This window comes from Pseudomonas sp. EB271-G4-1 (assembly GCF_058791355.1).
In genome coordinates, this window is sequence record NZ_JBYTEO010000002.1 from 205,826 (window position 1) to 216,996 (window position 11,171).

The 11,171-nt window shown below is 60.6% G+C and carries 12 protein-coding genes; 5 read left to right on the forward strand and 7 right to left on the reverse strand.

What is annotated here, in order from left to right; translation table 11 throughout:
• The first annotated feature begins 92 nt into the window (after positions 1 to 92).
• Positions 93 to 1,307 (forward strand): phosphoserine phosphatase SerB, encoded by a 1,215-nt coding sequence (serB, locus tag AC3WWR_RS01915; RefSeq protein ID WP_020798560.1) that lies wholly within the window; start codon positions 93 to 95, stop codon positions 1,305 to 1,307.
• Between the two features lie 127 nt (positions 1,308 to 1,434).
• On the opposite strand, the gene asd is transcribed toward serB, so the two are convergent.
• From asd to AC3WWR_RS01930, 3 genes are read right to left on the reverse strand one after another with little or no spacing between them, the layout of a single operon-like run.
• Positions 1,435 to 2,295, reverse strand: coding sequence for an archaetidylserine decarboxylase (asd, locus tag AC3WWR_RS01920; RefSeq protein WP_020798559.1), 861 nt, complete (start codon positions 2,293 to 2,295; stop codon positions 1,435 to 1,437).
• 18 nt (positions 2,296 to 2,313) lie between these two features.
• Positions 2,314 to 3,129, reverse strand: coding sequence for a rhodanese-like domain-containing protein (locus tag AC3WWR_RS01925; protein WP_083350049.1), 816 nt, complete (start codon positions 3,127 to 3,129; stop codon positions 2,314 to 2,316).
• 42 nt (positions 3,130 to 3,171) lie between these two features.
• Complete coding sequence (locus AC3WWR_RS01930; RefSeq protein ID WP_033043513.1) at positions 3,172 to 4,710, reverse strand: HDOD domain-containing protein; 1,539 nt, start codon at positions 4,708 to 4,710, stop codon at positions 3,172 to 3,174.
• A 166-nt stretch (positions 4,711 to 4,876) separates the two neighbouring features.
• Here AC3WWR_RS01930 and motA point away from each other — a divergent pair, with 166 nt between their 5' ends.
• Together motA and motB are read left to right on the forward strand one after the other, a co-directional pair.
• Entirely contained in the window at positions 4,877 to 5,728 is an 852-nt protein-coding gene (gene motA, locus AC3WWR_RS01935; protein WP_008063575.1) for a flagellar motor stator protein MotA, read from the forward strand.
• Positions 5,729 to 5,731: 3 nt separating this feature from the next.
• Positions 5,732 to 6,748 carry a flagellar motor protein MotB gene (motB, locus tag AC3WWR_RS01940; protein WP_432668920.1) on the forward strand — a complete coding sequence of 339 codons (1,017 nt, stop codon included), beginning with the start codon at positions 5,732 to 5,734 and terminating at the stop codon, positions 6,746 to 6,748.
• Positions 6,749 to 6,877: 129 nt separating this feature from the next.
• Here motB and AC3WWR_RS01945 read toward each other — a convergent pair whose 3' ends face one another.
• The 4 genes from AC3WWR_RS01945 to rsgA all read right to left on the reverse strand — a co-directional run bounded on the left by AC3WWR_RS01945 (position 6,878) and on the right by rsgA (position 9,728).
• Positions 6,878 to 7,369: a toll/interleukin-1 receptor domain-containing protein gene (locus AC3WWR_RS01945; RefSeq protein ID WP_020798554.1), complete on the reverse strand. Its 492-nt coding sequence runs from the start codon at positions 7,367 to 7,369 to the stop codon at positions 6,878 to 6,880.
• Positions 7,369 to 8,328, reverse strand: a complete 960-nt coding sequence (locus AC3WWR_RS01950) for a caspase family protein (protein ID WP_020798553.1) — start codon at positions 8,326 to 8,328, stop codon at positions 7,369 to 7,371. Before AC3WWR_RS01950 ends, AC3WWR_RS01945 begins: the two co-directional genes overlap by 1 nt.
• 2 nt (positions 8,329 to 8,330) lie before the next feature.
• Positions 8,331 to 8,498: a hypothetical protein gene (locus AC3WWR_RS01955; RefSeq protein ID WP_020798552.1), complete on the reverse strand. Its 168-nt coding sequence runs from the start codon at positions 8,496 to 8,498 to the stop codon at positions 8,331 to 8,333.
• Positions 8,499 to 8,696: 198 nt separating this feature from the next.
• On the reverse strand, positions 8,697 to 9,728 hold the full coding sequence (gene rsgA, locus AC3WWR_RS01960) for a small ribosomal subunit biogenesis GTPase RsgA (RefSeq protein ID WP_033043516.1): 1,032 nt from the start codon (positions 9,726 to 9,728) through the stop codon (positions 8,697 to 8,699).
• Positions 9,729 to 9,835: 107 nt separating this feature from the next.
• On the opposite strand from rsgA, the gene orn reads away from it, so the two are divergent.
• Positions 9,836 to 10,378 (forward strand): oligoribonuclease, encoded by a 543-nt coding sequence (gene orn / locus AC3WWR_RS01965; RefSeq protein WP_020798550.1) that lies wholly within the window; start codon positions 9,836 to 9,838, stop codon positions 10,376 to 10,378.
• 104 nt (positions 10,379 to 10,482) lie between these two features.
• Complete coding sequence (locus AC3WWR_RS01970; protein ID WP_008064122.1) at positions 10,483 to 11,094, forward strand: trimeric intracellular cation channel family protein; 612 nt, start codon at positions 10,483 to 10,485, stop codon at positions 11,092 to 11,094.
• Positions 11,095 to 11,171 lie beyond the last annotated feature (77 nt).

The window sequence follows — 11,171 nt, forward strand, 5'->3', positions numbered from 1 at the left end:
CGACAGGCCCTAGGCCGTCAAAGCGCTCACGGTGCCCGATGGTCACTGAATGTGGGTAGAATGCGGTTTTTTTCCACTTGCGGGGGTGCGCCTTGCGCGAAATCGTCCTGATAAACATCACGGGAGTCGACCGTCCGGGTTTGACTGCGGCCATTACCGGCGTTCTGGCCCAGGGTGGTGTGAACATTCTCGACATCGGTCAGGCGGTGATCCACGACACCCTGTCGTTCGGCATCCTGGTTGAAATTCCTGATACCGAACAAGGCAAGTCGGTGCTCAAGGACATCCTGTTCAAGGGCTATGAGCTGGATCAACAGGTGCGTTTCACGCCGGTGTCCGAAGAGGATTACCAGCAGTGGGTCGGCAACCAGGGCAAAAAACGCCATATCGTGACCCTGCTGACGCGCAAGGTCACCGCCGGGCAATTGCAGGCCGTGAGCTCGATCACCGCCAAGTATGGCTTGAACATCGATCACATCGATCGCCTGTCCGGGCGCATGCCTTTGGATACCCCGGACGATAAAGGCAAGGGTTGCATCGAATTCTCCGTGCGCGGCGAAGCAGCTGATCCGCAGGCACTGCGGGCCGAATTCCTCAGTGTCGCCCAGGAATTGAACGTCGACATCGCCTTTCAGGAAGACTCGTTGTTTCGTCGTAACCGCCGTCTGGCGGTGTTCGACATGGACTCGACCCTGATCGAAGCCGAAGTCATCGATGAGCTGGCCAAAGCGGCCGGCGTGGGCGACAAGGTTTCGGAAATTACCGAGCGGGCGATGGCCGGTGAGCTGGACTTCCGCGCCAGTTTCAAAGAGCGCCTGGCGTTGCTCAAAGGACTGGATGTGGGCGTGCTCGACTCGATCGGCGCCTCGCTGCGCCTGACCGAAGGCGCTGAAACCCTGTTCGCCGAGCTCAAGCGCCTGGGTTACAAGACCGCCATTCTGTCGGGCGGCTTCACCTATTTCGCCAAGCAATTGCAGGCCAAGCTGGGCATCGACTACGTGTTTGCCAACGAGCTGGAAGTGGTCGACGGCAAGGTGACTGGCGTGGCGATCGAGCCGATTGTCGATGCACAACGCAAGGCCGATCTGCTGAAGGAACTGGCACATAAGGAAGGCTTGCGTCTGGAGCAGACCATTGCGGTCGGCGACGGTGCCAATGACTTGCCGATGCTGGCGATTGCCGGGTTGGGCGTTGCGTTCCGCGCCAAACCGTTGGTCAAGCAGTCGGCCAAGCAGGCGATTTCCACCCTGGGGCTGGATGGCGTGCTGTACCTGCTGGGCTTCCGCGACCGCGACGGCCAGCTGTAACACCGCAGAACACCTGTAGGAGCGAGCATGCTCGCGATGGACGTCAACGATGACGCGGGCATTCAGAATGCCCGCGTCGTTCTCAGGTTCATCGCGAGCAGGCTCGCTCCTACAGTAAAGGTGTGTATCAGGCCTTCGGCAGGCCCATACCCTGACCCATCCGCACCGGCGAACCCGCTACCAGCTCTTCAGCCCATTTCACCTGATCCGGCCCGAACAGCACGACAGCGGTCGAACCCAGTTTGAAACGACCCAGCTCCGCACCTTTTTCCAGGTGGATCGGCGCGCGTGCGGCTTCGTCGTAGCGGAAGGTTTTCAGCTCGCGTTTCGGTGGCGTAACCAGTCCAGCCCACACGGTTTCGATCGATGCCACGATCATCGCGCCCACCAGCACCACGGCCATCGGCCCGCGCTCGGTGTCGAAAATGCACGCCACGCGCTCGTTGCGGGCAAACAATTCAGGAACGTTTTCAGCGGTGGTCTGGTTGACCGAGAACAGGCGGCCCGGGATGTAGACCATCTCGCGCAGGGTGCCGGCCAGTGGCATGTGCACACGGTGGTAATCCTTGGGCGACAGATAAATAGTCGCGAAATCACCGCCCATGAACGGCGCAGCATTCGCCGCATCGCCACCCAAGAGTTCCAGCACGCTGAAGCTGTGGCCCTTGGCCTGGAAGACACGGCCGTGCTCAATCGGGCCGAGCTGGCTGACGGCGCCGTCCGCCGGGCTGAGGATCGCGCCCGGTGTCTCGTCCAGTGGGCGCGCGCCGTCTTTCAAGGCACGGGTGAAGAAAGCGTTGAAGTGCTCGTAGGCGGTCAGGTCTTCGACCAGTGCCTCGGACATGTTCACCTGGTAGCGCTTGGCGAACCACGCGGTGAACGCATTCTTGAACCAGCGCACGCGGCATTCGGCGATGCAGCCGGCCAGTCGCGAGAGCAGGTTGTGGGGCAGCAGGTATTGGCTGACGATAAACAGACGCTTGTTCATTAACTGTCCTTAAAAACCTTAAATCTCTACGGGCGTGTCGGGATGGTTACCCCATTCGCCCCAGGAGCCGGCGTAGCCCTTGACCCGCGGATAACCGAGAGCCTTGGCCACCAGATAGGTGAAGCCAGATCGATGGTGAGTCTGGCAGTGGGTAATCACTTCTTTGTCAGGGGTAATGCCGAGCTGTTCGAGGATCTGTGGCATGTCGGTACGGATGCGCAGGTTACGCGCCTTGTCCATGCCCGCGGTCCATTCGAAATTCACGGCGCCTGGGATGTGTCCGCCCTTGGCCGCCAGGACTTTCTCGCCGGAATACTCCAGTGGCCCACGTGCATCCCAGATCGCCAGGTCGGCAGCGCCGAGACGGCTTTGCAGGTACTCGCGGGTAGCCGTGGGTTCGTCGTGCAGGGTCAGCGCAACCGGGCCGCCAGCGGGTGGCGGGATCTGGATTGACATGGGCATGCCTTCTGCCAGCCAGGCCGTCAGGCCGCCATCGACATAGTGATACTTGCTGTGGCCAATGACGTCCAGGAGCCAGATAAAGCGACCGGCCCAGCCGCCACCTTCGTCGTCATAAACGACATAGACGGCATCGGGGTTGTGCCCCAGCTCTCCAAACAACGTTTCGAGTGCTGCCTGCGGTGGCATCAGTCCCGGGGCGGGCGCCTGCCCCAGTTGCGTGCGTTTAGGATCGACAAAGCGCGCGCCGGGAATGTGCCCTTCGGTGTAGCGGGCAGGACTGGTCAAGTCCACCAGGATCAGTTCGCGGGCGTCGAGGCGAGAGAGCAAGTCGCTCGGCTCGATCACCAGCGGCAAGCCAGAGAAGTCAGACATGTGAGGTCTCCAGAGCACAAAAGGGGGGATTGTAGCGCAGCCTTATTGGCCGCGCTGGCTAAAGCTGTGCAGCGCTTTTTCAATGCATTGTGCGGTTTTGCCGAAGGCTTGCAGGGTGATGTCCGAGAATGGCCCGCCACCCTGGTCTGCCACGACGATCATGATTACCCGTCCATTGTTGAGCAGCGAACGCAACAACAAGTGTTCGCCGCTGAACTGGCTGCGCAGGCTGTTGGGCAGTAACGCGGAAAACTGCGCGTTGTTGAGCGGCGTGAGGCGAACCTGGGCCTGTTGCGCGAGCAAGCGTTGCAGCACGGCGCTTTGACTGACGACAAAGTTCAGGCCAGATGCTTCGACAGGCAGCCCAGCCGTCTGGTGCACACGCAGCTGGGTATGAGTACGGTCGGCCATCAGGATCATCACCCTGCGCATGCCGCAGGCAACCAGTGCGTCGCGGGCAGAGGTGGTCAGGTGGATGGCGTTGGTGAAGCGACTCGGCTCGACCAGCAACTCAGCGCATTGTTTGCGCCACTTCGCCAGGTCTTCGGCGGTGGGTGCCGGGGCTGGCTGCAAACTGGCATGCACAGGGCTCGTGCCCCATGGCCAGATCAGCGCGACAGCGGGATGCCAGAGGTCGGGCATGGCGTGATAACGCGCGCTGTTGGCGGCTTGCTGGTGCAGTTGTTGTTGCACCTCGCTCATCGGTATTTGCAAGTAGAGGCTGGTCAGGTACTGCCAGCGCTCACTGTGCGGACTGTCCCAGGCATGGTGCGCCGAGAGCGCCAGCCCGTTGGCTAAAAGTACCGTGTTGGCCGGTTGATTGAGCCAGCGGCGCAGGGTCGGGTCGTCATCCAGGCGGTTCTGCTGGCGTAGCGGATGCTCGCTGTCACGGGCAATGCGCAGAACTTTGACCAGCTCCCGTTGCTCGGTCAGCAACAGTCGATAGCCCTGTTGAACCCAGATCGGCAGGTGCCACAGGTTCACCAGGGCCAGGCCGATCTCCAGCAGGCGAGCGCCAAACAGTTGCTTTTCGACGGTGCGCGCCGATTCGCCTTTATGAATGACCCGCAGCTCCCAGTCTTCGAGCAGGTGCGGATGCGTCAGCGCCAACGGCCACAGTGGTGACAGAAACAGCAGGCTGCCCCAATGGATGTCCTGCCACAGGCGCGCCAGGCGGCTGGCAAAAAAACCGTTGGCCTGTTGGCTGGCGTGCTGGCTGATCAATTGCAACTGGCGCAGGGCTTTGGGAATCTCGCCCTGGGGCATGGCGGGCAGTCGCGCGAGCAGCTCCTCGGTGCGTTTCAAACCGAGGCGATTGATGGCGACCTCAAGATTTTCCGCAGGCTCAGTCATGCTGCCATGGCTGTGTCGGTTGGCCGCGCGAATCACGCTCAAGGCCAGGGCCGGACTGTCCTGCATCAAGTCGGCAATCTTGCGCACAGAGCTGCGACTGTCGCGCAAGGCCCGGCAGACACGGTCGTGACTGGCCTGCGGAACCGGCAGGCGTACACCGTCGAGAAGTTTGACCCAGTCTTCGAGCGTGGTCGGAGTTGGCGTTGGGGCGTTCGTGTTTTTAGCCATGTCTGGAGGCGATCATCGTCAACAATACCTATGCCCGGAGGGGGTCAAATTAGCTTTTCGCCTGAACTGGCTATAGTCTGGCGCAGTTTTGCCGATAAGTAGAAGAAGAGATTTTTTAACTTCCGAATATGACCTTGAACCCGACTCAGTAAGTGCTCTCCTACCTATGGCTAAAATTATCGGCATCATCGTCGTATTCGCGAGCGTGCTCGGCGGATACGTGCTCTCCCATGGCAAGATTGCCGCCCTGATCCAGCCTTTCGAGGTAATGATCATCGGTGGTGCGGCCCTCGGTGCATTCCTGCAGGCCAACCCTGGTTACATGACCATGCACGTGCTCAAGAAATCCCTGAGCATGTTCGGTTCGCGTTTCAGCCATGCCTTCTATCTTGAAGTGCTGGGCCTGATCTACGAGATTCTCAACAAGAGCCGCCGCGAAGGCATGATGGCCATCGAAGCGGACATCGAAGATGCCGCGGCGAGCCCGATCTTCGCCAAGTACCCGACGGTCCTCAAGGATGAGCGCATGACCGCGTTCATCTGTGATTACCTGCGCATCATGTCTTCCGGCAACATGGCGCCCCACGAGCTGGAGGGCCTGTTCGACATGGAGCTCTACAGCCTCAAGGAGGACCTGGAGCACCCGTCCCACGCGGTGAACGGTATTGCCGACGCCATGCCCGGTTTCGGTATCGTCGCGGCGGTCCTGGGTATCGTGGTGACCATGGCCTCGCTGGGTGAGGGCGACCAGAAGTCCATCGGCCTGCACGTTGGTGCGGCACTGGTCGGTACCTTCTTCGGTATTCTCGCGGCCTACGGTTTCTTCGGCCCGCTGGCGCATTCCCTGGCCCACGATGCCAAGGAAGAACTGAACGTCTACGAAGCTATAAAGGCTTCGCTGGTGGCTTCCGCTTCCGGCATGCCGCCGTCGCTGGCCGTGGAGTTCGGGCGTAAGGTTCTGTACCCGGCACACCGTCCAAGCTTCGCCGAGCTGGAACAAGCGGTTCGCGGTCGTTAAGCCATGGAGAACAATCAGCCGATAATCATCAAGCGCGTCAAGCGCATCGCTGGCGGGCATCACGGGGGCGCCTGGAAAATCGCCTTCGCCGACTTTGCCACAGCGATGATGGCGTTCTTCCTGGTGTTGTGGCTGTTGTCCACCGCCACTCCGGAACAGAAGATCGCCATCGCCGGTTATTTCAAGGACCCGATCGGCTTTTCTGAAAGTGGCACGCCGTACATCATCGATCTGGGGGGCACGCCGACCATGGCGCCGGACAACACCCTCAACCCAGAGATGAAGACCCAGCCGCAGCCGGACAAGGTGACAGTCGACGTCGATCAGGTCGAAGGCATGGCCGAGATGGTGGAGAAGGAACGCCTGGAACTGCTGCTGCAAGAGCTGCAGAACAAGGTCGAAGAGAACCCGCAGCTGCAGAAATTCAAAGACCAGATTCTGTTCGAGATTACCCCGGACGGTTTGCGTATCCAGATCGTGGACGCCGAGAACCGGCCGATGTTCGACTCAGGCTCAGCCCGCCTGAAACCCTATTTCGAAGACATCCTGCTGGCCATGGCCGATACCATCAAGGCCGTTCCGAACAAGATCAGCATTAGCGGCCATACCGACGCCAAGCCGTACAGTGGCACCGGTGAATTCGGTAACTGGGAGCTTTCGGCCAACCGTGCCAACGCGGCGCGCCGTGCACTGGTGGCGGGCAGCTATCCCGAGTCGCAAGTGGCGCGCGTGGTCGGTTATGCCTCGTCGGCGCTGTTCGATCGTGAGCATCCGTTCAACCCGGTAAACCGTCGAATCGACATTGTTGTGCTGACCAAGAAGGCACAGCGTGCCATCGAAGGTTCGCAAGGCGCCGAGCCTGCTCCCGATGTACCGCAAGGTTCTGTCGCTCCGGCTGCACCGGTCGATCCGAACGCATTGCCGGCGGACAAGGAGCCGCTGCCGGCCCACGAATTGCGTGAGCGCTTGAACCTGTTCGATGACCCGGCGCCGAAGCCGGGTGAGCCGGCCAAGCAGTGACCTGACACTGGCTGTTGGGGCCGGCTTGCTGGCGATGGTCGTTGACGATAACGCGTGCTGCCTGGATGCACTCGGCGCATTTGAGTCTATCGCCAGCAAGCCGGCTCCTACAGGGGGTGGGTGAGAAAATCAGAAACCGCGAATGATTCTGGACTTCAAGTCAGTGTGGAATCGATCGGCGTTAGTCCTGTTGACGCTGCGCACCGACTCACTGCCCGTCACCGATTCCAATGACATCGAACGCTTGACCGTCATCTCGTTGCGATAAGCATCGATAAAGAACTCGATATCCCTTTCGCTGCTCAGCTTCGGCCATTTGTCCAGGTACAGCGGCAGCTCTGTCGGGCCGGTCTTGAACGAGCAGATACGCCGATTGGTGATGGTCGCCTCGCCGATTTCGAAGGGCACCCACCAGGACAGCGCGGTTTTCTCCGAGACCACCGCCAGCAGGTGCGTGCATTCGCTGATGTTGCGAGTGATCACCCCGGTGATGTCGTCGGTGGTCTGGGATTCGGCATCCAGTACGTCGAGGTAGGTCTTGATGTTGGCCTGGATCAGGCGCGTGTTGATGCTGATCGCGTAGGCGCGGTCCATGTGGCGGTAGCTGATAAACACTGGCATCAGAAATGTCCCTTGATCGCGAGTTCGCGGTAATAGGCGCCGAGAGCGGTGAGGCGGCAGCCGGTGGAGTGGATGGCCGCGTAGTACATGTGTTCGGCGTCCACCGGTTCGACCAGGCTGTGGCGGTTGCACTTTTGCAACTGGGCGAAGACCTCGCCTTGTTCGGCATTGAACTCGGGTTCGGTGGGCTCAAAGCTGGGGGCGAGGGGGTACGTCGACTCCGCTTCGGCAAACCACTCGGGGAGTTTGCGCAGGATTTCCTTGGGAATCAGCGGTGATACTTCGCGCAGGGAGATGAACTGCGAGACGTTGGTCTTGAACACCGGGCGCTGCTCCCAGGCATCGAGCGCGTTGTCGACAAACGAATAGAGGCTGCCGGGGGTGATCTTGCCCAGGATGTTCGCCGCTGCGCCGTGCAGGGCCTGGAGCAACAAGCCGGTGAACACACCGTGTTGTGCACCCTCCATCGCCGGCTCTTCCTTTTTGCAGGCGGTCAGGATGGTCATGCCTTCGCCGACCACGCTCCCCTCACTGCGCAAGGCGCGCACCTCGCCGGCCGAGCCGCTCTGGCAACAGTCGAGAATGATCACTTTGTTCTTGATCTTCGTGGCCTTGCTGGCCCAGTTCAGGATGTCGCTGAGGCGAATCCCGTCCTTGGCGCTCCTGTAGTCCTGCGGGATCAACATGCCTTCGTCTGTGTCGATATCGAAGCTGCCGTGGCCGGCGAAATACAGCAGGGCGACATTGCAATCCCCGGAAAACAGCTCGCGGATCTGGTCTTCGAGTTTTTCCCGGCCCAGGTAGTCCTCGGCGGAGGTCAGCACGATGTTCTTGAAGTTCGGATCGCCATTGGCGTCGGTCTTCAACACCGAGGCCATGGCCATGGCGTCGTTGCTGCAGCCCCTCAGGCTCGACACATGGGTGTAGTCGTTGATGCCGATAAACAGTCCCTTGCGCATGGTTACACCGCCGTGTGCTGGCGAATAGCGGTGACGATGCTATCGGTGTTCCACGCACATTCGGCCTGTGCCGCGTCACGTACCCGCGTGTCAATGCGCTCGGTAGCCAATGGCTTGAACGCAATGATCATCTTGCCCGAATGACGGATGAACAAATGGTAGGTCTGCATGGGTATCCCTCAGTGTCGCAGGAGTGCGAAGAGGGTTTGAACCTAGGCGATTGCCGGGCGGCCACAAGGGACTGGCGCGAAAAGAGAAATGTCCTACAAACAAGCGTGGGTAGGCCTTACAGAAAAGTCTGAGTTTAAATGGAGGGGGAGACGCAGACTCCAACCACCCCGCTGAAGCAGGGCGGTCGGCACGTCTGTTTAGTAGCCGTTTTCCGGCAGGCTGGCGATGATCGAGCGGTAGCTGTTCATCCGTTGCTGTTGCACGCGACCGTCTTCCAGTGCCTTGAGCAGGGCGCAACCGGGTTCGCGGTCGTGCTTGCAGTCGCGGAAGCGGCAAGTGCCGAGCAAGTCGTTGAACTCGATGAAGCCGGCTTCGACGTCGGCACGGCTGACGTGGCCCAGGCCGAATTCACGGATACCCGGGGAGTCGATCAGCTCACCGCCACCGGGGAAGTGGAACAGGCGCGCGGTAGTGGTAGTGTGGGTGCCCTGGCCGGACAACTCGGACAACGGGCCGACGCGGGTTTCGACTTCCGGCAACAGGCTGTTGACCAGCGACGACTTGCCGACGCCGGACTGGCCGACGAACACGCTGATGCGCCCGTCCAATTGCTTCTGCAGCTGTTCCATGCCGTCGCCGTGGTGGGCCGACACTTCCAGCACCGGGTAACCCAGGGTGCGGTAGACCGCGAGCAGGGCATTCAGCGCCGGAGCGTTGTGCTCGTCGATCAGGTCGAACTTGTTCAGCAGCAGCAGCGGCTTGATGCCAGCGTGTTCGGCGGCTACGAGGTAGCGGTCGATCAGGTTGGCATGGGGCTCAGGCAGCGGCGCGAACACGATGACGATCATGTCGACGTTCGCTGCAACAGGTTTGAGCTGGCCGCGGCTGTCCGGGCGACAAAGCTCGGTGTTGCGTGGCAATTGCGCCACGATGACGCCGATTCCCTGGTTGCCAGCACGCCAGACCACCTGGTCGCCGGTCACCAGCGCAGGCAGGTTCGCCCGCAGGTGGCAACGGAACACCTGGCCGGCCAGCGCGCCATCGCGGGCTTCGACTTCGACCTGCACCCCGAAGTGGGCGATCACCAGGCCGTGCTGTTCCGGGCCCAGATCGCCGCCCTCAAGTGCCTCGACAGCCGAGGACTCGCGTTTGGCGGCGCGGGCAGCGCGTTCGCCCTGAATCTTTTCGATGCGCCAGTTTTGACGACGATTGAGTTGGCGTTTGGCCATGGGTGTTCCGTAGTAATAATGCAGCGATTAGGTAAAACGGCCGCGAGTTTAGCACGCCCGGCCACCGGCCTAGGCTAAACTGCGCAGCATTGCCTAGGAGCCGACACATGCAAAACCCGCAGAACCTGATCTGGATCGACCTGGAAATGACCGGTCTGAACCCGGATACCGATGTCATCATCGAAATGGCCACCATCGTCACTGACAGCGACCTGAACACTTTGGCCGAAGGTCCGGTGATCGCGATCCACCACAGTGACGAAATTCTTGCCGGCATGGACGAGTGGAACACCCGTCAACATGGCGGTTCGGGCCTGACCCAGCGCGTTCGCGACAGCCGCATCAGCATGGCTGAAGCTGAGGCGCAAACCATCGCCTTCCTGGAGAAGTGGGTACCCAAGGGCAAGTCGCCAATCTGTGGCAACAGCATCTGCCAGGATCGGCGCTTCCTCTATACGCACATGAAATCCCTGGAAAGCTATTTCCACTACCGCAACCTCGACGTTTCGACCCTCAAGGAGCTGGCCGCTCGCTGGGCGCCGGACGTGCGTGACAGCTTCAAAAAGGGTAGCACCCACCTCGCGCTGGACGATATCCGCGAGTCAATCGCTGAGCTGCAGCATTACCGCCAGCATTTCATCAAGGTTTGATCAGGTTGAGGGGTAACGCCACAGGTTTGTGGTGTGTGCGCCGCCCTCTTTTGGTGCTCGGGCGAAGTGCGTAGACTGCGCGCCTTTTCGCAAGGACTGCCACCATGTTGCTGATGCTTTACCTGATCGCCATCACCGCCGAAGCCATGACCGGTGCCCTGTCTGCCGGCCGCCGCGGCATGGACTGGTTCGGCGTGGTGCTGATCGCGTGCGTCACGGCGCTGGGCGGTGGTTCGGTGCGCGATGTGCTGCTAGGCCACTATCCGCTGACCTGGGTGAAGCACCCGGAATACCTGGTGCTGACCACCATTGCAGCGATGATCACGGTGTTCACCGCACGCTGGATGCGCCATCTGCGCTCGTTGTTCCTGGTGCTCGACGCCGTGGGCCTGGTGGCGTTTACACTGATTGGCTGCATGACCGCCCTGGAAATGGGGCATGGCATGTTGGTTGCGTCGGTCAGCGGTGTGATCACCGGGGTTTTCGGCGGCATCCTGCGGGATATCTTCTGCAACGACATTCCGCTGATCTTTCGGCGCGAGTTGTACGCCAGTGTTTCCTTCGCGGCGGCGTGGTGCTACATGCTCTGCCTGTATCTGAATCTTCCTGGAGAGCAGGCGATCCTGATTACATTGTTCGGCGGCTTCCTACTACGCCTGCTGGCGATCCGCTTCCATTGGGAAATGCCCAAGTTCGTCTACAACGACGAAGCGTAACGCTGCGATCCCCTGTAGGAGCTGCCGCAGGCTGCGATCTTTTGACCTTAAAAAATCAAGTTCAAAAGATCGCAGCC

What these genes read in the sequence shown, in the direction of transcription:
- motA (WP_008063575.1), top strand. Translation starts at nt 4,877, where the DNA reads ATGGCTAAAATTATCGGCATCATCGTCGTATTCGCGAGCGTGCTCGGC.
- AC3WWR_RS01955 (WP_020798552.1), bottom strand. Translation starts at nt 8,498, where the DNA reads ATGCAGACCTACCATTTGTTCATCCGTCATTCGGGCAAGATGATCATT.
- AC3WWR_RS01945 (WP_020798554.1), bottom strand. Translation starts at nt 7,369, where the DNA reads ATGCCAGTGTTTATCAGCTACCGCCACATGGACCGCGCCTACGCGATC.
- asd (WP_020798559.1), bottom strand. Translation starts at nt 2,295, where the DNA reads ATGAACAAGCGTCTGTTTATCGTCAGCCAATACCTGCTGCCCCACAAC.
- AC3WWR_RS01950 (WP_020798553.1), bottom strand. Translation starts at nt 8,328, where the DNA reads ATGCGCAAGGGACTGTTTATCGGCATCAACGACTACACCCATGTGTCG.
- AC3WWR_RS01930 (WP_033043513.1), bottom strand. Translation starts at nt 4,710, where the DNA reads ATGGCTAAAAACACGAACGCCCCAACGCCAACTCCGACCACGCTCGAA.
- AC3WWR_RS01970 (WP_008064122.1), top strand. Translation starts at nt 10,483, where the DNA reads ATGTTGCTGATGCTTTACCTGATCGCCATCACCGCCGAAGCCATGACC.
- AC3WWR_RS01925 (WP_083350049.1), bottom strand. Translation starts at nt 3,129, where the DNA reads ATGTCTGACTTCTCTGGCTTGCCGCTGGTGATCGAGCCGAGCGACTTG.
- rsgA (WP_033043516.1), bottom strand. Translation starts at nt 9,728, where the DNA reads ATGGCCAAACGCCAACTCAATCGTCGTCAAAACTGGCGCATCGAAAAG.
- orn (WP_020798550.1), top strand. Translation starts at nt 9,836, where the DNA reads ATGCAAAACCCGCAGAACCTGATCTGGATCGACCTGGAAATGACCGGT.
- motB (WP_432668920.1), top strand. Translation starts at nt 5,732, where the DNA reads ATGGAGAACAATCAGCCGATAATCATCAAGCGCGTCAAGCGCATCGCT.